This window comes from Quatrionicoccus australiensis (genome assembly GCF_020510425.1).
Classification (GTDB): Bacteria; Pseudomonadota; Gammaproteobacteria; order Burkholderiales; family Rhodocyclaceae; genus Azonexus; species Azonexus australiensis_A.
The window spans coordinates 1,959,492-1,978,178 of the sequence record NZ_JAHBAH010000001.1 but is presented as its reverse complement, the minus strand read 5'-3'; the positions used below and the strand labels follow the sequence as shown (position 1 = coordinate 1,978,178).

23 protein-coding genes are annotated in these 18,687 nt (G+C 63.1%); 15 read left to right on the top strand and 8 right to left on the bottom strand.

What is annotated here, in order from left to right:
* Window positions 1-4 precede the first annotated feature (4 nt).
* From ptsP to KIG99_RS09465, 4 genes are read right to left on the bottom strand one after another with little or no spacing between them, the layout of a single operon-like run.
* On the bottom strand, window positions 5-1,747 hold the full coding sequence (gene ptsP / locus KIG99_RS09480; protein WP_226459939.1) for a phosphoenolpyruvate--protein phosphotransferase: 1,743 nt from the start codon (window positions 1,745-1,747) through the stop codon (window positions 5-7).
* A 6-nt stretch (window positions 1,748-1,753) separates the two neighbouring features.
* Window positions 1,754-2,023, bottom strand: coding sequence for an HPr family phosphocarrier protein (locus KIG99_RS09475; protein ID WP_226459938.1), 270 nt, complete (start codon window positions 2,021-2,023; stop codon window positions 1,754-1,756).
* A 1-nt stretch (window position 2,024) separates the two neighbouring features.
* Window positions 2,025-2,414 carry a PTS sugar transporter subunit IIA gene (locus KIG99_RS09470; RefSeq protein ID WP_226441664.1) on the bottom strand — a complete coding sequence of 130 codons (390 nt, stop codon included), beginning with the start codon at window positions 2,412-2,414 and terminating at the stop codon, window positions 2,025-2,027.
* A 23-nt stretch (window positions 2,415-2,437) separates the two neighbouring features.
* Window positions 2,438-3,337, bottom strand: a complete 900-nt coding sequence (locus KIG99_RS09465; RefSeq protein ID WP_264180405.1) for a DMT family transporter — start codon at window positions 3,335-3,337, stop codon at window positions 2,438-2,440.
* A gap of 100 nt (window positions 3,338-3,437) precedes the next feature.
* Here KIG99_RS09465 and KIG99_RS09460 point away from each other — a divergent pair, with 100 nt between their 5' ends.
* Together KIG99_RS09460 and KIG99_RS09455 are read left to right on the top strand one after the other, a co-directional pair.
* Complete coding sequence (locus KIG99_RS09460; RefSeq protein WP_226459937.1) at window positions 3,438-4,331, top strand: LysR family transcriptional regulator; 894 nt, start codon at window positions 3,438-3,440, stop codon at window positions 4,329-4,331.
* A gap of 107 nt (window positions 4,332-4,438) precedes the next feature.
* Window positions 4,439-4,846, top strand: coding sequence for a bacteriohemerythrin (locus KIG99_RS09455; protein ID WP_226459936.1), 408 nt, complete (start codon window positions 4,439-4,441; stop codon window positions 4,844-4,846).
* A 10-nt stretch (window positions 4,847-4,856) separates the two neighbouring features.
* Here KIG99_RS09455 and KIG99_RS09450 read toward each other — a convergent pair whose 3' ends face one another.
* The 3 genes from KIG99_RS09450 to KIG99_RS09440 form a co-directional block, all read right to left on the bottom strand.
* Window positions 4,857-5,423 (bottom strand): Tll0287-like domain-containing protein, encoded by a 567-nt coding sequence (locus tag KIG99_RS09450; protein ID WP_226459935.1) that lies wholly within the window; start codon window positions 5,421-5,423, stop codon window positions 4,857-4,859.
* A 119-nt stretch (window positions 5,424-5,542) separates the two neighbouring features.
* Window positions 5,543-6,352: a peptidoglycan recognition protein family protein gene (locus KIG99_RS09445; protein ID WP_226459934.1), complete on the bottom strand. Its 810-nt coding sequence runs from the start codon at window positions 6,350-6,352 to the stop codon at window positions 5,543-5,545.
* A 122-nt stretch (window positions 6,353-6,474) separates the two neighbouring features.
* Complete coding sequence (locus KIG99_RS09440) at window positions 6,475-8,091, bottom strand: helicase HerA-like domain-containing protein (RefSeq protein WP_226459933.1); 1,617 nt, start codon at window positions 8,089-8,091, stop codon at window positions 6,475-6,477.
* 154 nt (window positions 8,092-8,245) lie between these two features.
* Here KIG99_RS09440 and KIG99_RS09435 point away from each other — a divergent pair, with 154 nt between their 5' ends.
* From KIG99_RS09435 to ruvB, 7 genes are all read left to right on the top strand, one after another.
* Window positions 8,246-8,971, top strand: a complete 726-nt coding sequence (locus KIG99_RS09435; RefSeq protein WP_226441657.1) for a YebC/PmpR family DNA-binding transcriptional regulator — start codon at window positions 8,246-8,248, stop codon at window positions 8,969-8,971.
* An 11-nt stretch (window positions 8,972-8,982) separates the two neighbouring features.
* Window positions 8,983-9,495: a 3'-5' exonuclease gene (locus KIG99_RS09430; protein ID WP_226459932.1), complete on the top strand. Its 513-nt coding sequence runs from the start codon at window positions 8,983-8,985 to the stop codon at window positions 9,493-9,495.
* Window positions 9,496-9,500: 5 nt separating this feature from the next.
* Window positions 9,501-10,355, top strand: a complete 855-nt coding sequence (locus KIG99_RS09425; RefSeq protein ID WP_226459931.1) for a DMT family transporter — start codon at window positions 9,501-9,503, stop codon at window positions 10,353-10,355.
* A gap of 130 nt (window positions 10,356-10,485) precedes the next feature.
* A complete protein-coding gene (gene ruvC / locus KIG99_RS09420) occupies window positions 10,486-11,019 on the top strand; it encodes a crossover junction endodeoxyribonuclease RuvC (RefSeq protein ID WP_226459930.1) in 534 nt (177 codons plus the stop codon).
* A 49-nt stretch (window positions 11,020-11,068) separates the two neighbouring features.
* Window positions 11,069-11,647 carry a Holliday junction branch migration protein RuvA gene (gene ruvA / locus KIG99_RS09415; RefSeq protein ID WP_226459929.1) on the top strand — a complete coding sequence of 193 codons (579 nt, stop codon included), beginning with the start codon at window positions 11,069-11,071 and terminating at the stop codon, window positions 11,645-11,647.
* Entirely contained in the window at window positions 11,647-12,702 is a 1,056-nt protein-coding gene (locus KIG99_RS09410; protein ID WP_226459928.1) for an AI-2E family transporter, read from the top strand. Before ruvA ends, KIG99_RS09410 begins: the two co-directional genes overlap by 1 nt.
* Complete coding sequence (gene ruvB, locus KIG99_RS09405; protein WP_226459927.1) at window positions 12,699-13,757, top strand: Holliday junction branch migration DNA helicase RuvB; 1,059 nt, start codon at window positions 12,699-12,701, stop codon at window positions 13,755-13,757. Before KIG99_RS09410 ends, ruvB begins: the two co-directional genes overlap by 4 nt.
* A gap of 69 nt (window positions 13,758-13,826) precedes the next feature.
* Here ruvB and KIG99_RS09400 read toward each other — a convergent pair whose 3' ends face one another.
* Complete coding sequence (locus KIG99_RS09400; RefSeq protein ID WP_226459926.1) at window positions 13,827-14,159, bottom strand: hypothetical protein; 333 nt, start codon at window positions 14,157-14,159, stop codon at window positions 13,827-13,829.
* 229 nt (window positions 14,160-14,388) lie between these two features.
* Between KIG99_RS09400 and ybgC the strand changes: the two genes are divergently transcribed.
* The 6 genes from ybgC (at window position 14,389) to pal (ending at window position 18,687) form a co-directional block, all read left to right on the top strand.
* Entirely contained in the window at window positions 14,389-14,811 is a 423-nt protein-coding gene (ybgC, locus tag KIG99_RS09395) for a tol-pal system-associated acyl-CoA thioesterase (protein ID WP_226441649.1), read from the top strand.
* The gene (gene tolQ, locus KIG99_RS09390) at window positions 14,808-15,485 is read left to right on the top strand and encodes a protein TolQ (protein ID WP_226459925.1); all 678 of its coding nucleotides are present in this window, start codon (window positions 14,808-14,810) and stop codon (window positions 15,483-15,485) included. The genes ybgC and tolQ overlap by 4 nt, the downstream gene beginning before the upstream one ends.
* 109 nt (window positions 15,486-15,594) lie before the next feature.
* The gene (locus KIG99_RS09385; protein WP_226459924.1) at window positions 15,595-15,996 is read left to right on the top strand and encodes an ExbD/TolR family protein; all 402 of its coding nucleotides are present in this window, start codon (window positions 15,595-15,597) and stop codon (window positions 15,994-15,996) included.
* 5 nt (window positions 15,997-16,001) lie between these two features.
* The gene (locus tag KIG99_RS09380) at window positions 16,002-16,814 is read left to right on the top strand and encodes an energy transducer TonB (RefSeq protein WP_226459923.1); all 813 of its coding nucleotides are present in this window, start codon (window positions 16,002-16,004) and stop codon (window positions 16,812-16,814) included.
* Window positions 16,815-16,845: 31 nt separating this feature from the next.
* A complete protein-coding gene (gene tolB / locus KIG99_RS09375) occupies window positions 16,846-18,117 on the top strand; it encodes a Tol-Pal system beta propeller repeat protein TolB (protein ID WP_226459922.1) in 1,272 nt (423 codons plus the stop codon).
* A gap of 18 nt (window positions 18,118-18,135) precedes the next feature.
* A complete protein-coding gene (pal, locus tag KIG99_RS09370) occupies window positions 18,136-18,687 on the top strand; it encodes a peptidoglycan-associated lipoprotein Pal (RefSeq protein ID WP_226459921.1) in 552 nt (183 codons plus the stop codon).

Here is an 18,687-nt window from a genome sequence, read left to right as displayed (position 1 = left end):
TGACTCAGCTATTGAGTTTTTCAAGCGCTTCGCGCAACTTGGCCGGCTCGTCGAGGCGGAGCATGCGGCGTACTGCGGGGGTGAGCTCGTTGACTTCGGATTTGAGGACGTGACTCTTGACTTGCAGGATCTGCGACGGGTGCATCGAGAAAATGCGCAGGCCCATGCCGAGCAGCAGGCGGGTCAGCGCGGTATCGCCGGCCATTTCGCCGCACACCGAAACCGGGATGCCGACCTTTTCGGCGCTCGCCAGCGTATGCGCGATCAGCATCAGCACCGCCGGGTGCAGCGGGTCGTAGAGGCTGGCGACCTGTTCGTCGGAACGGTCGATCGCCAGGGTGTACTGGATCAGGTCGTTGGTGCCGATCGACAGGAAGTCGAGGCGGCGCAGGAACAGGCCGACCGCCAGGGCGGCGGCCGGAATCTCGATCATGCCGCCGACCTGGATGTTCTCGTCGAAGCTGATTTTCTCGCCGCGCAGGCTGGATTTGGCCTGCTCGAGCGCGGCCAGCGTCTGGTCGATCTCGTGGGCGTGCGCCAGCATCGGGATGAGCAGCTTGATCGGACCGTATTTCGAGGCGCGCAGGATGGCCCGCAACTGCGTCTGGAACATGCGCGGCTCGGCCAGGGACAGGCGGATGGCACGGCGACCCAGTGCCGGGTTGGTGTGCACGCGGTCGTTGGCGTTGTTGTCGGGACGGATGTCCTTGTCGTTGCCGAGGTCGAAGGTACGGATGGTGACCGGGCGGCCGGCCATGCCCTTGACCACCTTCTTGTAGGCCTCGAACTGTTCCTGCTCGTCCGGCATGTCGCCACGGTCGAGGAAGAGGAATTCGGTACGGAACAGACCGATGCCCTCGGCGCCGGCGGCGAGCGAAATCGGCACGTCGCCCGGCAGCTCGATGTTGGCGAACAATTGCACGTCCACGCCGTCGAGGGTCTGCGACTTGGCGGTAATCAGGCGCTTGAGCTTGGAGCGCTCAAGCTCGATCTGGTTCTTGCGCAGCAGGTATTCTTCAAGGACGCGCGGGTCCGGATTGACGATGACGACGCCGCGCGTGCCATCGACGATGATCTGTTCGCCGTCGCGGATCAGCGAGCGGGCATTCTCCATGCCGACCACCGACGGGATCGCCAAGCTGCGGGCGAGAATGGCGGTGTGCGAGGTGGCGCCGCCGACATCGGTGATGAAGGAGGCGAAACGGTGGTCCTTGAAGGCAATGACATCGGCCGGCGACAGATCGTGCGCGACGACGATGCGGCTTTCTTCCTTGACGCCCTTGGCCGGTTTGAGCACCGCCTTGCCGGGGCGGCCGAGCAGTTCCTTGATGACGCGCTCGACGACCTGGACGACGTCGAACTTGCGCTCGCGCAGGTAGGGGTCGTCAAACTGTTCGAACTGTCCGACCAGGTGCTCCATCTGCTGCACCAGCGCCCACTCGGCATTGCAGCGCCGCTCGCGGATGATCTCGCGCGGCTTGTCGACCAGCTCCGGGTCTTCCAGGAACATGGTGTGGATATCGATGAAGGCGGCGAGTTCGGCCGGGGCGTGCTCGGTGGTTTCCTTCATGGTCAGCAGTTCGCTCTTGACCAGTGCGACGGCGGCTTCGAAGCGGGCAATTTCCTTGTCGACCATGCGCGGTGCGATGGTCAGGTGCGATACTTCCAGCGTTGCGTGCGACATCAGCATCGCCCGACCGATGGCGATGCCGCCTGAAACACCGAGACCGTGCAGGGTAAAGCTCATGGCGCCTTACTCCCCTTCGCCGAAGTAGTCGGCAATCAGCGCGAGCAGCGCGGCCATGGCTTCGGTCTCGTCGGCGCCGTCGGTTTCCAGCGTTACTTTCGAGCCCTTGCCGGCAGCCAGCATCATCACGCCCATGATGCTCTTGGCGTTGATGCGGCGGCTGCCCTTGCTCATCCAGACTTCGCACTGATACTTGCCGGCGAGCTGGGTCAGCTTGGCGGAGGCGCGGGCATGCAAACCCAGCTTGTTGATGATTTCGGCTTCCGTGGTCTGCATTTCAGTATTCCTGCATGTTGATGACGCCGTCGCGGCCGCCGCTGGTGGCGCGCGTCAGCAGGGTTTCCATGCCCTTGTCGCGGTAGGTCAGGGCGCGCAGCAGCATTGGCAGATTGACGCCGGCGATGCCTTCAATCCGACCCGGTTCGAGCAGCTTGAGTGCGAGATTGGCCGGGCTGGCGCCGAAGATGTCGGTGAGTACCAGTACGCCCTTGCCGTTATCGACCAGTTGCAGCATCTGGCGGGCCAGCGGCAGGAGGTCGAGCGGATCGTCCTGGGCGGCAACGCCGAGCTGGTTGAGCTGGACCGGGCGCTTGTTGAGGACGTGGCAGGCGTTCTGGACGAGAGCCTCGCCGTAGCTGCCGTGGGTGATGAGTAGAATTCCGATCATGCGTCGGATTCTACCGCCCTTTTTCAGCGTCGGCTGACGATCAGGATACCGACCACGACAAGGGCGGCACCGGCCATCTGGGCCAGCGAAATGTGCTCGTCGAGAAGCAGCCAGCCGAAGGCGATGGTGAGCAGCGGTCCGACCATGCCGTAGAGTGAGGCCTGGCCGGCGCCGATGCGGCGGATCGCTGCCGATTGGGCAAAAACCGGCACGATGGTGGCGAACACCGCCATCGCCAGACCCCAGCCGTAGACCGGCCAAGGCTGGATGAAGGCGGTCAACGGCTGGACAAGGGCAAAATGCAGCAGGGTGACGGCCGACGACATCAACATCGCCAGCGCCGAGAAGCGCATTGCCCCGAGGCGGGCGATCATCGGGCCGCTGCCCGACAGGTAGATGGCGTAGGAGATGCTGGAGCCGAAGACCAGCGCGCCGCCGAGCCAGACATCGCGCGCCTCGTTCAGGCCGAGGTCGTGCATGAACGCAAAGCCGATGCCGCAATAGCAGAGCACGACGGCAATGCCTTCGCGGCGCGAGAACGGTTTGCCCTGGAAGAGTATGCCGATCAGGATGGTCAGCGTTGGGTAGGTGAACAGGATCAGGCGCTCGAGCCCGGCCGAGATGTAGGACAGGCCCAGGAAATCGAGAATGCTGGCGCCGTAGTAGCCGCAGCAGCCGAGCAGGAAGAGTTTGCCCCAGTCGCCGCGGCTGAGGCTGGCGCCGGCTTTCTGGCCGGCCAACCCGACCCAGAGAAAGACCGGCAGCGCGAATCCCATGCGCAGCGCGAGCAGCGTGATCGCGTCGACGCCGTACGGATAGGCCAGCTTGACGAAGATCGCCTTCATCGAGAAACCGAAGGCGGCAAGCAGGGCGAGGCCCGCACCGAGGGCGGCATGGCTGGGCTGGGCGTTCGATTTTGGCAAAGTCGTTCTCGTGGATTGCAGTCAGGTGGTCATTGAATACGCCACACAGACGCTTGGCAATTGCTAATATCCAAAGCGAGCATTCGTTGGAGACGAAACCATGTATTACGACCTGCCCGATCTGCGCCTGGTCGCCGCGATCGCCGACAGCGGCAGCCTGACGCGTGGCGCGGCGCGCGTGCATCTCGCGCCCTCCTCGGCCAGCCATCGCCTGACCCAGCTCGAAGCGGCGCTGGGCGTGCCGCTGTTCAGCCGGCATGCGCGTGGCCTGGCACCGACGCCGGCCGGCGAGTCGCTGTTGCGCCACGCGCGCCAGGTTTTCGCCCAGCTCGAACAGATGCATGCCGACCTGGCACCCTACGCCAGCGGTCTCAACAGCCAGGTCACGGTGTTTGCCAACACCAATGCGATCAACTGCTTCCTGCCCGAGGATCTCGGCGATTTCCTGCGCGATCAGCCACGCATCCGGGTCAGCCTGGAAGAACAGCCGAGTCCGGCGATCATCCAGGCGGTGGCGGCCGGCCAGGTCGAGATCGGCGTCGTCGCCGCGGCGGGCAAGCCGGCCGGACTGGAAACCCTGCCCTACCGGCGCGACCGCCTGGTCCTCGTGGTGCCGGCGGCACATCCGCTGGCGGCGCGCGCGGCCGTGGATTTTGCCGAGGTGCTCGCTGAGCCCTTCGTCTGCCTGCACGCCGGCAGCGCCATCCACACCTTCATGATGAACGCCGCCGCCCAGCTCGGCGGCAGTCTCGATGTGCGCATCCAGGTGCGCAGTTTCAATGCCGTCTGCCGCATGGTCGCGGCTGGTGTCGGGATCGGCATGGTGCCGCGCTCGGCAGCGCCCGGCGTAGCGGTCGACGCGATAAAAACGGTCGAAATCAACGATGCCTGGGCGCCGCGCGACCTGCAGCTGTGCGTGCGTTCGCGCGCCGCGCTGAGCCCGGCGGCAAGCGCCCTGTTCGAGCATCTCGCCGGCAAGGGCGCTGCCGGCTAGGCGGGCTGCGGAAAAGCCGCGAATTTATTTAACATTGCCGTCGCAACATCGCTGCCGCCGGCCAACAAAAATACAGGGGCCGGCTTCATGATTCTGTGAGGAATTAGATGTCTTTCATGCCATGGACGGATGCCCTCGCAATGGGCATCCAATCCATCGATAACCAGCATCGCTGGTTGGTCGATGCCACCAACCGCCTGCATGCCGAAATCAGCAAGACGGCGCCCGAGCGTAGCGTGCTCGGCGAGATTCTCGAGGGCCTGGTCGATTACACGATGAACCACTTCGTGCTTGAGGAAGAGTTGTTCGAGCGCTTGGGCTATCCGGAAATGCCCGCCCACAAGGTCGAGCACGACGCGTTCACGGCGAGTGCCATGCAGTTGCTGCTGCAGTTCGAGAGCGGAGAAAGTGTCGGTCCGCCGGTCCTCGACTTCCTCAAGGAGTGGTTGCTGCACCACATCCTCAAGGTGGACCGCGCCTACGCGCCTTTTCTCAAGGCGGCCGGCGTTTCCTGAGCCGCTTCGGCTAGAGCGGCCGCTTGACGGTCAGGGCGCCGCGGATCTGGCCCTTGGTATAGCCGGTGGCCTGGTCGTGCGGGTAGCTCTCCGCCAGTTTGGCCTTGAGGCCTGCGTCCAGGCTCTCGGCCGGGCCGTGGCACTTGAGGCAGACATCGCCGGTCGGCAGCGCCTTCATGTAGCGCAGCACGGGCTTGCCGTCGAGCGTGACAATCTCGCTCTTTTCCAGGGTTTCCGGCTTTTCGCCATGTGCGGCGCGGATGTTGAAATCGGCGAGGACGCGGGCTTCCCAGAGATCGGGCGTGCCGCGTTCGGCATTGCGGCTCTTCAGGCTGACGCGGCGGATGTCCCAGCCGGTTTCCTTGCGTTTTTGCGCGATCAGTTCCGGCGCCTGTTCCTTGCAAACCGGAATCGCGCCGGCCACGCCCTTGTCGGCCACCGCTTCCTGCATGGCGTTGACGACCTTGGGCACGACCGGCAGCACGGCCTTCTTCGTTTCTGCGGTCAGGGCGGCAATATCCTGGGCCAGGGCGGGCAAGGCGGCGAGCAGCAGGCTGAGCGGGAGAAGCTTTTTCATGGCGGAGTCCGTTTGAAAATTAGAGAATGCTTATATTAAGCGTTTGTCCGCCGTGCCGGCAAAAGAAAACGGCACGGAAAACTCCGTGCCGTCGCAGCCTCGGGTTGCGCGAAGCCGGCTCAGAGCAGTTCCAGCAACTCGCCGGCCGGTGCCCAGGTGCATTGGTTGGGTTTGAGGTTGCTGTCCTTGCCGGCAAAAAAGGCACCTTCGAGTTGTTCGCTGGCGAAGAAGAACAGGCCGCCGGCGGATTTGAGCCTGGCGACAATGTCCTTCGATTTCATGCCGCGCGCCAGCAGGAATGCGTAGGCCGGCACGCACCAGCGTTCGCCACGGAAGGTCCATTGCTCCCATGGCATGCCGACATCCGGCTTGCCGGTTTCTCCTGTGGGTATCGGGTTGGCGCCGCTTGTCTTGATCAGTTTGAGGAACCAGTCCTTTTTCACCTTGCTGCCCGGGCAGGATTTGCGTGTGGTCGGGTCGTCGCGGTGGAACAGGATGCTCTCGGCGTTGACCTTGAGTCCCAGCCAGCTGCTCAGGGCGCTGCAGCTTGCCGCCGCAGTCTGCCAGCAGGCGAGGCCGCGGCCGCTCAGCGGGTCTTCCGTGTCGTAGTCACCGAGCACTTCGATGCCGATCGCCGAACTGTTGAAACTGACCGCATGCACGCCTTTTTTCTGCAGGTCGCACATGCCGAAGATTTCGTCATCGTCGATGAACAGGTGCGGTCCGGCGCTCCAGTGTTTCTCGTTCTGGTAAAAGTCGCGCAGGTTGCGGATGTGCTGCAGCAGAAAGCCGCGTGGTCGCTGGGCAAGCGACGGGGCGCCGGTGTGATGCAGGGTGATCGCCCGGCACCAGGCGGGCGGCTCAATGCTTGCGAGATATTCGACCAGTGAATCAGGGGTCCAGACCAGACCGACATTTTCGTATGCCATGGTGTCATCTCCTTGGGTCAGTGTGCTCCTCAACCCAAGGTAGATGGCGCGCCGGCAATGTCAAGGTCATTCCGGCGGCTTGCTTTACGCAAGACAGAAGGGCGGTGAAAACCGCCCTTTTTTCAGCGTCGACCGCCGAGGATGGAGCCGAGCACGCCGCGCAGGATCTGCTTGCCGAGTTCGCGCCCGACCGTGCCGGCCATGCCGCGCGCGGCACTCTTGGCGGCCGCCTCGATCATGCCTTCACGCTTGCCGCCGCGCGGGCCGGTGCTGCCGCCGAGCATTTCGCCGATGCTGTCGAGGATGCCGCCACCGGAAGCTTCGGGCGCCGGGGCGCTTTGTCGCGGCTGCGGGCTGGCGGTCGGTCGGGCCTGACCGGCATGGTTGCCCCAGTCGTCGACATCCGGGGCGGCGTTGCCGGCCGGCGGCGCGGGAATCGCACCGGGGGCCGGCTGCTGGGCGGCCGGTTTGCCGCGCAGGATTTCGTAGGCTGATTCGCGGTCGACCGTCTGGCCGTAGGTGGCGAGCAGCGGCGAAGCCTGGATCATCGCCTGGCGTTCGGCGGCCGTCAGAGGACCGAGGCGCGAGGCGGGCGGGAAGATGGTGCTGCGTTCGACCATGCTCGGCCGGCCCTTCTCGTCGAGGAAGGAGACCAGCGCCTCGCCGACGCCGAGTTCGGTGATCACGGTGGCGGCATCGAATTTCGGATTGGCGCGCATGGTCTGCGCCGCTGCCTGCACGGCCTTCTGGTCGCGCGGCGTAAAGGCACGCAGCGCGTGCTGGACGCGGTTGCCGAGCTGGCCGAGGATCTTTTCCGGTACGTCGAGCGGGTTTTGCGTGACGAAATAGACGCCGACGCCCTTGGAGCGGATCAGCCGGACGACCTGCTCGACCTTGTCGGTCAACGCTTGCGGTGCATCGGAAAAGAGCAGGTGGGCCTCGTCGAAGAAGAAGACCAGCTTGGGCTTGTCGAGGTCGCCGGCTTCCGGCAGTTGCTCGAACAGTTCGGAGAGCAGCCAGAGCAGGAAGGTGGAGTAGAGGGCCGGCGACTGCACGAGCTTCTCGGCGGCGAGCACGTTGATCACGCCGCGGCCGTTGGCATCGACCTGCATCAGGTCGTTGATGTCGAGCATCGGCTCGCCGAAGAAGACGTCGCCGCCCTGCTCTTCGAGCGTCAGCAGGCCGCGCTGGATGGCGCCGATCGAAGCGGCCGAGACATTGCCGTATTCGGTGGTGAATTCCTTGGCGTTTTCGCCGACGTACTGAATGCTGGCGCGCAGATCCTTGAGGTCGATCAGCAGCAGGCCCTTGTCGTCGGCGATCTTGAAGACCAGTTGCAGCACGCCGGTCTGCGTGTCGTTCAGATTGAGCAGGCGGGCGAGCAGCAGCGGCCCCATGTCGGAAATGGTGGCGCGCACCGGCACGCCGCCCTGGCCGAAGACATCCCAGAAGGCGACCGGATTGGCATAGGGGGCGAAGCCTTCGAGACCGAGTTCGGCGAGGCGCGCTTCCAGCTTCGGGGTAACCGTGCCGGCGGCGCCCATGCCCGACAGGTCGCCCTTGACGTCGGCCATGAAGACCGGCACGCCGGCAAACGACAGGCGTTCGGCAATCGACTGCAGGGTGACGGTCTTGCCCGTGCCGGTGGCGCCGGTGATCAGCCCGTGCCGGTTGGCCATCTGCGGCAGCAGCGCCGGATAGCTGTCTTCGGACTTGGCAAGGTACAGGGGCTCGGACATGGCAACAGACTCCTCGTGAATGATTTTCACATTCTAGCAATGCCGGCGCTGCCAATTGTCAATGAAGGTAAAACGGCCGCGTGCATGCCGTTCTGACGGGAAACGCCGCTGCAGGTAAAATGCCGCCTTCTTTGTTTATTGCAGTGAGAAAAGCATGGCAGGTCATAGTAAATGGGCCAATATCCAGCACCGTAAGGGTCGCCAGGACGAGAAGCGCGGCGCCGCCTTCTCCAAGATTGCCAAGGAAATCACCGTGGCCGCCAAGATGGGCGGCGGCGACAGCAACTTCAACCCGCGTCTGCGCGTCGCGATCGACAAGGCCAAGGGCGTCAACATGCCCAAGGACAAGATCGATACCGCGATCAAGAAAGGTACGGGCGAACTCGAAGGCGTCGAATACATCGAGATCCGCTACGAAGGCTACGGCATCGGTGGCGCGGCGATCATGGTCGACTGCCTGACCGACAACAAGGTGCGGACGGTGGCCGAAGTGCGCCACGCGTTTTCCAAGTTTGGCGGCAACATGGGTTCGGACGGCTGCGTGGCCTTCCAGTTCAAGCATTGCGGCCAGATCCTGTTCGCGCCGGGCACCGACGAAGCGGCGCTGATGGATGCGGCGATCGAAGCCGGTGCCGAGGATGTGGCGACCAACGACGACGGCTCGATCGAAGTGATCACCGCGCCGAACGACTACATCGCGGTCAAGGATGCGCTCGAAGCCGCCGGTTTCAAGCCGGAGTTCGGCGAAGTGACGATGAAGCCGGAAGGCGAAAACGTCTTTGCCGGCGAGGAAGGCGTGAAGATGCAGAAGCTGCTCGACGCGCTGGAAAACCTCGACGACGTCCAGGAAATCTACACCACCGCCGTCATCGAAGACTGATCGGCACCTCGATGGAGCTGCCGATCATCATCGACATCGAAGCCTCGGGCTTCGGGCGCGGCAGCTATCCGATCGAGATCGGCTACTACACACCGGACGGCGAATCGTATTGCACGCTGATCCGTCCGGAAGCCGCCTGGACGCACTGGGATGAGTCGGCCGAGCAGGTGCACGGCATCCCCCGCGCCTTGCTCGTCGAAAAAGGCCGGGCGGCACTTGATGTCTGTCTCGACCTGAACCGGCAATTGCGCGGCAAGGTGATTTATTGCGATGCCTGGGCCTATGACTACGTCTGGCTTAGCCTGCTTTTCGATGCGGTCGATCTGCTGCCTTCGTTCCAGTTGAAGGACCTGCGCGAGTTGCTGGGCGATTGCGAGCAGAGCCACTGGCATGCCAGCCGGCAACTGGTCGAAGTACGCCTGCAATTGCGCCGCCACCGCGCCAGCGGCGATGCCCGCACCCTGTTCGAAACCCTGCGCGAAACCCGCCTGCGCTGCGCCATCAAGTCCGAATCCGGGGCCTGAGCCGCATGCAGCGTTTCTATCCTGTCCTTTTCGTCTTCCTGTGGAGCACCGGCTTCATTGGCGCCAAGTACGGCCTGCCTTTCGCCGACCCCCTGTCATTCCTGCTCGCGCGTTACGGGCTGGTGATTGCGCTGATGACGGCAATTGCCCTGCTGACGCGGGCGCCGTGGCCAAAGACGCCGGTGCAATGGCTGCATATCGGGGTTTCCGGCGTGCTGGTGCATGCCGTCTATCTCGGCGGTGTGTTCATCGCCATCAAACACGGCCTGCCGGCCGGCGTGACGGCGCTGGTGGTCGGCATGCAGCCGCTGTTGACGGCTTGCGGTGCCGGCTGGCTGCTTGGCGAAAAGGTCAGTGGCCGGCAGTGGACCGGTCTGGCGCTCGGTTTCGCCGGGGTTGGGCTGGTCGTCTCTGGCAAGTTCGGCGATGCGGCGGCACTCGGCCCGATGTTGTTGCCGGCCGTGATTGCGCTGTTCGGCATTACTGTCGGCACGCTCTACCAGAAACGCTATTGCGCCCGCTTCGACCTGCGCACCGGCTCGGTGATCCAGTTCGTGCCGACTGCCCTGGTGACGGCCATCGCCATCGCGCTGACCGGCGAGTTCCAGATCGAGTGGAATGGCCAGTTCGTCTTTGCGCTGGGCTGGCTGGTGCTGGTCCTGTCGATCGGCGCGATCGGTTTGTTGAACCTGCTGATCCGCAGCGGTAGCGCGGTCAATGTCGCCAGCCTGTTCTATCTGACGCCGCCGACCACGGCACTGATTGCCTGGGCGGTTTTCGGTGAAATCCTGACGTTGACCGCTACGGCCGGCATGTTGCTGGCGGTGAGCGGTGTTTACCTGGTGGCGCGGGCGAAATGAGCGAAATACCCCGCATTCTCGGCCTCCGGCTTGTTGGCTTTAGCTCCGGCCGCGGGCTTTGCCCGCTTAACCGGCGCTGCCGATTAGCCTGCGCTGAAGCCGGTCACCTTTCTCGCAGGCGGAGTGGGGCATGAGCGTTCCACGCATTCTCGGCATCGACCCCGGCTTGCGCATCACCGGCTTTGGCGTCATCGAAAAGCACGGTAACCAGCTCCTCTACGTCGCCAGCGGCTGCATCAAGTCGAACGACAAGCAGTCATTGCCGGAGCGCATCAAGACGCTGTTTGCCGGGATCAGCGAGGTGATTGCGACCTATGCGCCGAATCAGGCGGCGGTCGAGAAGGTCTTCGTCAACGTCAATCCACAGTCGACTTTGCTGCTCGGCCAGGCGCGCGGCGCGGCCTTGAGTGCGCTGGTGCATGCCGACCTGACGGTGGCTGAATACACTGCGCTGCAGGTCAAGCAGGCGGTGGTCGGCCACGGCAAGGCGGCCAAGGAGCAGGTGCAGGACATGGTCGTGCGTCTTTTGTCGCTGCCCGCTTCGCCCAGCGCCGATGCCGCCGACGCGCTCGCCTGCGCCATTTGCCATGCGCATGGCGGGCAGGGTTTGGGGGCGCTGGCGACCGCCGGGTATCGCGTTCGCGGCGGCCGGCTGATAGGATGAGAACCTGTGTGAAATTACAGTACCTCGTCCTGAAAGAGATCGCGTCGCAATGATAGGCAGACTGACCGGCATCCTGGCCGAAAAAAATCCCCCGCAGATCGTGCTCGACGTCAATGGCGTCGGCTACGAACTCGATGTGCCGATGAGCACCTTCTACAACCTGCCGGCCAATGGCGAGAAGGCGACGCTCCTCACCCACTTCGCGGTGCGCGAGGACGGGCATTATCTCTACGGCTTCCTGAGCGAGGCCGAGCGCTTTGCCTTCCGCCAGTTGCTCAAGGTCTCCGGGATCGGCGCACGTACCGCGCTGTCGGTACTCTCCGGCCTGTCGGTTGGCGATCTTTCGGCGGCCGTGGCGCAGCAGGAACTCGGCCGCCTGATCAAGATTCCCGGCATCGGCAAGAAGACGGCCGAACGCCTGCTTCTCGAATTGAAGGGCAAGCTGGCCGAAACCACCGGCGTCGCTCTCCGCTCACCGGTCGACGATGCGAAACAGGACATTTCCAACGCCCTGCTCGCGCTCGGCTACAACGAAAAGGAAGCGGCTTCAGCGATGAAGCTGCTGCCAGCCGATGTCGGGACCTCGGACGGTATCCGCCAGGCCCTCAAGCTGCTCTCCAAGGTCTGATGTTCAATAGCGAAAATCCCAAGCAACTGGCGCAGGTCGCGCTGGTCGTGCTGCTTATCGTCGGCTGCCTGGCGGTGTTGTGGCCGATGATCGGCGCCGTGCTCTTTGCCTTCGTGGTCTGGATCTGCACCTGGCCGGCCTATTCGGAAAAGCTGCTGCCCCGCCTTGGCGGACGCGACACCCTGGGCGCCACGCTGATGACCCTGCTCCTCGTGCTGATCATGCTGCTGCCGACGGTTTTCCTGGCCGGCAGCCTGGCGCACGGCGTCGACAAGCTGATCGCCCTGGTCAAACCCTATGTCGAACAGGGTATGCCGCTTGACCCGCCGGCCTGGCTCAGCGGTCTACCGTTCTTTGGCGGCGAAATCCAGGCGTTCTGGCACAACATCGCGAGTAATCGCGATGAGCTGAATGCGCTGGTCAAGCAACTGGGCGGGCCAGCCCGCCAGTTTGCGCTGGCGCTCGGCGGTATTGCCGCCAATGGTCTGTTGCAGCTGGCGCTGGTTCTGTTCGTGGTGTTTTTCCTTTATCGTGATGGTGCCAAAGTGAGCAATGCACTGAAAGTGGGTGCTCACAAGCTGGGTGGTGAACTGGGCGAAGAAATGCTGGAAAAGACGCGCGGCACGGTGATCGGCGTCATGCTCGGTATTGTCGGCACGGCGGCAGCGCAGGGCGCGGTGGCGACGATCGGTTTCCTGATTGCCGGTGTGCCGGCTGCGATGCTGCTCGGCTTTGCCACTTTTTTCCTGTCGATGATCCCGATCGGCCCACCCCTGATCTGGGGCGGTGCTGCTGCCTGGCTGTACGCCCAGGACCAGACCGGCTGGGCGATTTTCATGGTGCTTTACGGTCTGTTCGTGATCAGCAGCATCGATAATTTCGTCAAGCCCGTCCTGATCGCCCGCGGCGCCGGCATTTCCATCCTGCTGATCGGCCTCGGTGTGCTCGGTGGCGTGCTGGTTTTCGGCTTCATCGGCATTTTTCTCGGGCCGGTGCTGCTGGCGCTCGGCCACATGCTGTTCGGGCGCTGGACGCGTGAGGAAGACCCCGCATGATCGAAACCGACAAACTGGTGGCGGTCGAGCGCATCATCGCGCCGCAGAGCAAATCGGCGCAGGAAGAAGCCCTCGAACGTGCGCTGCGCCCGAAGCGCCTGGCCGATTACACCGGCCAGGTGAAAATCCGCGAACAGCTGGAAATCTTCATCCAGGCTGCCAAGAATCGTGGCGACTCGCTCGATCACGTCTTGCTCTTCGGTCCGCCCGGCCTCGGCAAGACGACGCTGGCCCACATCGTCGCCCACGAAATGGGCGTCAACATGCGCCAGACCTCGGGGCCGGTGCTCGAACGCGCCGGCGACCTGGCGGCGATCCTGACCAATCTCGAGCCGCACGACGTGCTGTTCATCGACGAAATCCATCGCTTGAGCCCGGTGGTCGAGGAAATCCTCTACCCGGCGCTGGAAGATTTCCAGATCGACATCATGATCGGCGAAGGGCCGGCGGCGCGCTCGGTCAAGCTCGACCTGCCGCCGTTCACGCTGATCGGCGCGACGACCCGGGCCGGCATGCTGACCAATCCGCTGCGCGACCGTTTCGGCATCGTCGCCCGCCTCGAGTTCTACAACGCGCAGGAATTGCAGAGCATCGTCAGCCGTTCGGCTTCGCTGCTCAATGCGCCGATCGACCCGGAAGGTGCACTCGAAATCGCCAAGCGCTCGCGCGGTACGCCGCGTATCGCCAACCGCCTGCTGCGGCGGGTGCGCGACTATGCGGAGGTCAAGGCTGACGGCAGCATCACCCGCCCGGTCGCCGATGCCGCGCTGCACATGCTCGACGTTGACCCGGCCGGGCTCGACATCATGGACCGCAAGCTGCTTTCCGCCATCATCGACAAGTTCGGCGGTGGTCCGGTCGGCGTGGACAACATCGCGGCCGCGATTGGCGAAGCACGCGATACCATCGAGGACGTGCTCGAGCCTTACCTGATCCAGCAGGGCTACCTGCAGCGCACGCTGCGCGGCCGCATCGCGACGCCGGCCATCTATCGCCATCTCGGTCTGGCCGAGCCGAACAGCGCCGTGGTGCGCGACCTGCTCGCCGACGAATAGTCTCGCCAGACGGTCGACGCAAAAAAGCCCCGGACTTCCATCCGGGGCTTTTTTGTTCGGGAGATGCGCTTACTTGACGCTTGCAGCAGCCGGGGCAACCGCCGGAGCAACCGTGGCGGCGGCTTCAGCCTTGGCAGCCTTCTTTGCCTTGTGGGCCTTCTTGGCCGGCTTGCTTTCCGCGACCGGGGCAGCTTCGGCCTTGACCGGAGCGGCGCTCTTCACGGCTTCGGTCTTGACGGCTTCGGCAGCCTTCGGTGCTTCAACCTTCTTTTCGACGGCAGCAGCGGCCGGGGCGACGACCTTGGCAGTCGGTGCGGCGGCAGGCGCGGCGGCCGGCGCCTGGGCGAAAGCGGCAGAAGCGAAACCAGCGGCAACAGCAAGAGTGATGATGGACTTGAACATTTTGAATCTCCTTGAGCGGGGTGGTTTGGTTTTCCGGTGCTGCGATATTGCAGCGCCTTGTGCCGAATAACGCCGCTGGTTACCGCCTGGATGTCAGTGCGAATGTAAGCCGGTGTATCGCTGTGTGACCGGGATGTTTCCAGGCATTGCTGCTGAGCGGTCGACGCGAAAATCAGCAAGGAAACACACCGTTACATACTATTGTTGCAGCGCAAGGTAAAATCGCACGATGAAATACGAGCCCAAGCCCAACGCCTTTTCGATCCCCGTGCGCGTCTATTACGAGGATACCGATGCCGGCGGGGTCGTTTATTACGCCAATTACCTGAAATTCTTCGAACGCTGCCGCACCGAGTGGATGCGTTTTGCCGGTCACGACCAGTCGCAACTGGCGGCCGATGCCGGTATTGGCTTCGTTGCCCGCAAGGCAAGCTGTGAATATCTCAAGCCGGCCCGCCTCGACGACGAGCTGACCGTCGGCCTCGAAGTCGAAAAGCTGACCCGCGTCCGCGTCGTCTTCCGCCAGCATGTCCGGCGCGGTGATGAAGAGCTGGTCACCGGCTCGGTCGAGATTGCCTGTGTCAACATGGCGACGATGACGCCTTCCGCGATTCCCGAATTCCTGCACAGCAAACTGGAAACCCTTAAATGAACGTCACCCAGGACCTTTCCATCCTCCAGCTCATCCTGCACGCCAGCGCGGTGGTGCAGGTCGTCATGGCGCTGCTCGCCGGCGTCTCCTGCATGTCCTGGTACTACATCGCGATGAAGTGGTTCTCGGTGCGCCAGGCGCGCGCCAAGACCGAAAATTTCGAGCGCGACTTCTGGTCCGGCGGTGATCTCAACAATCTCTACAACAGCGCGGTCAACGACCGTCACCACGCCGGTTCCATGGAACGCATCTTCGAGGCCGGCTTCCGCGAATTCACCAAGCTCAAGGGCCAGAAGAACCTCGATCCGAAGGACATCGTCGATGGTTCGCGCCGCGCCATGCGCGCCACCTTCCAGCGCGAGATGGATGCGCTCGAGTCGCACCTCTCCTTCCTCGCCTCGGTTGGTTCGGTATCGCCGTATGTCGGTCTGTTCGGTACGGTGTGGGGCATCATGCATGCCTTCCGCGGCCTCTCCAATGTCGGCCAGGCGACGCTGTCGTCCGTCGCGCCGGGTATTGCCGAAGCGCTGGTCGCCACCGCCATCGGCCTGTTCGCGGCGATTCCGGCGGTGCTCGCCTATAACCGCTTCTCGCACGACATCGACCGCCTCGCGGTGCGTTACGAGTCGTTCATGGAAGAGTTCTCCAACATCCTGCAACGGCAGATGCGTTAAAAATGGCCACGCTTGCGCTGACTTCGTTGGCTCCTTCGCCGTGCGCGCAGCACTGTCTCACTCGCCGCCTGCCCAGCGCTGCGCGTGATCGATTTTCACGGGAGCTGTGATGCGCCAGCGCCGACTCAAAGCCGAGATCAACGTCGTTCCGTATATCGACGTGATGCTCGTATTGCTCGTCATCTTCATGGTGACGACGCCGATGATGACGACCGGTTCGGTCGACCTGCCGACCACCGGCGCCGCTTCGCAGAAGCCGGCCAAGTACGTCAAGGTTGAAGTCCAGGCGGATGGCAGTCTTGCGGTGTTCAACGTCAGCGGCAAAGAAACCAAGGTCAAGGGTGTCAGGGAAATGAAGGAACAGCTGAGTTCCCTCAAGGAAGGTGACGAGGAAATTGCCGTCCTGGTCGCCGGCGACAAGGAAACCCAGTTCAAGAACGTCATTGAAGTGCTCGATGAGGTCAAGCGGCTGGGCTTTGCCAAGGTTGGCCTGGAAACCGGCAGCAAATAGCATTCATGATCGACCAGCGCCCTGAAGAGCCCGGCAAGAAATACGCATTGGCGTTCACCTTCGTGGTGCACGTCGGGCTGATCGCGGCGCTCTTCCTCGGTGTGCAGTGGAAGCGCAGTCCGCCGGAAGTGATGGAAGTCGAACTGTGGTCGGCCCGTCCGGTCCCTGCGTTGCAACCGCCACCTCCGCCGCCGCCCGAACCGGAGGTACGGCCGGAACCGAAGCCCTTGCCCAAGGTCGAGCCTAAGCCCGAACCCGTGCTGAAAAAGCCGGATATCGTGGTCAAGGAAGACAAGAAAAAGCCCGAACCCAAGAAACCCGAGCCTAAGCCCGAACCGCCCAAGCCGGAACCGAAGAAACCCGAGCCCCCCAAGCCCGAGCCGAAAAAGCCGGATGCGCCGAAATTCGATTTCGACAAGGAATTGGCCAGGGAAACCAATCAGTTGAAGGCGTCGACCGCCAAGGCGACGGCTTCGGCACAGCAGATGGCCAACGCGGCGGCAGCGGAAGCCGAACAGCGGGCGTCGGCGAACAAGCGCGGTTTGGCGGATTACGTGAACAAGATCCGGGTGAAAATCAAAAGCAATCTTTCCATGCTGCCACCGGGAATACAGGGCAATCCCGAAGCTGTGTTCGAGGTCAGTCAGCTGCCATCGCATGAAATTCTGGACGTCAAACTAAAGCGATCCAGTGGTAATCCCGCGCTGGATCGGGCGATCGAAGCTGCTATCCGCAAATCCTCGCCCCTGCCCAAGCCGGACGACGCATCGCTTTTCCAGCGCACGCTCGAAATCAAATACAAGCCGTTTGAAGAGTAAAATCGCGCGAAACTTATTGAAAATGAACGACATGCATAAAATCTCCCGATATTTCCTCGTTCTGTTTGCGCTCTGCCTGAGTGCACTGGCCCAGGCCCAGCTTTCGATCGAGATCACCGGTGCCGGTGCCAATCGCATTCCGGTCGCCATTGCCGATTTTCTCGGCGATGCGACGGCCTCGCGCATCGTCACCTCGACCGTGCGTTCCGATCTCGAGCGCAGCGGCCTGTTCAAGCTGGTCGATACGACCGGCGTCGCGCTCGATGAAAATTCACCGGTCAATTTTGCCGACTGGAAGAGCAAGGGTTCCGATGCACTCGCTGCCGGCAGCCTGCTGCGCAGCCCGGATGGCCGCATGGAAGCGCGCTTCCGGATCTATGACACGCAAAAGGGTGTGGCGCTGGGCGGCGCGGTCTACGTGACCAGCAACCAGCAATTGCGCGCCGCTGGGCATCGTATTGCCGATTACATCTACGAAAAGCTGACCGGCGAGAAGGGCGTCTTCTCGACCCGCATCGCCTATGTCGTCAAGGCGCGCGGCCAGTTCCTGCTGCAGATCGCCGATGCTGACGGCCAGGGCGCCGCCACCGCGCTGACCTCGACCGAACCGATCATCTCGCCGACCTGGTCGCCGGACGGCAGCAAGCTGGCCTATGTGTCCTTCGAGAAGAAGAAGCCGGTGATCTACGTGCATTCGATCACCTCCGGTCAACGCCAGATTGTGGCCAATTTCAAGGGCTCCAATTCGGCGCCGGCCTGGTCGCCGGATGGCCGTCGCCTCGCCGTCGTTCTCTCCAAGGACGGCAATTCGCAGCTTTATGCGGTCAATGCCGACGGCAGCGGCGTTCAGCGCCTGACCCAGTCGGGTGGCATCGATACCGAACCGCGTTACTCGGCCGATGGCGGCAGCATTTATTTCACCTCGGATCGCGGTGGCAGCCCGCAGATCTACCGGGTTGGCGCCAATGGCGGTGATTCCCAGCGCATCACTTTCGAGGGCAGTTACAACGTCTCGCCGCGCCCGTCGCCGGATGGCAAGAGCCTGGCATTCATTGCCCGGCGCGAAGGTCGCTTCCAGTTGGCAGTTATGGATCTGGCCAGTCGCCAGGTGCAGGTGCTGACGGATTCCCACAAGGACGAATCGCCAAGTTTCGCCCCCAACAGCCGCATGATCCTGATCGCCACTGAAGTCGGCGGGCGCGGCGTACTATCGGCTGTGTCCAGCGATGGCAGGATCAAACAGCGCCTCTCGGTCGCCGCAGGTGATGTGCGCGAACCGGCCTGGGGCCCGTTCTATCAATAATCCCTCCCGGAGAATGTTGTGAAAAAATTATTTATCCCCGCCCTGCTTTCCGCACTCATCGTTGGTTGCAGCTCCACCCCGATTCCTGATGAAAATTCCGGTGCACCGGTCGAGTCGCGTGGCGGCTCGGGTGCCAGCACCGGTGTCGCCCCGGTGATTGCCGGTGGCGTTGATGCCAACGGCCTGCCGCGTGAACTGACTGATCCGAAGAGCGCGCTGGCCAAGCGCAGCATCTTCTTCGATCTGGACAGCTACGAAGTCAAGGGCGAGTACAAGGATCTGGTTGCCGCCCACGCCAAGTATCTGGTTGCCAACCGTGGCTTCAAGGTCCTGCTGCAAGGCAACACCGACGAGCGCGGCAGCCGTGAATACAACCTGTCGCTCGGCCAGAAGCGTGCCGATGCCGTGCGTCGTTCGCTGACCCTGCTCGGCGCCCGTGAAGACCAGGTTGAATCGGTCAGCCTCGGCGAAGAAAAGCCGAAGAGCGATGGTCATGACGAAGCCGCCTGGGCGGAAAACCGTCGTGCCGACATCCTTTACAAGGGTGCCGACGGTCGCGGCGAGTTCTGA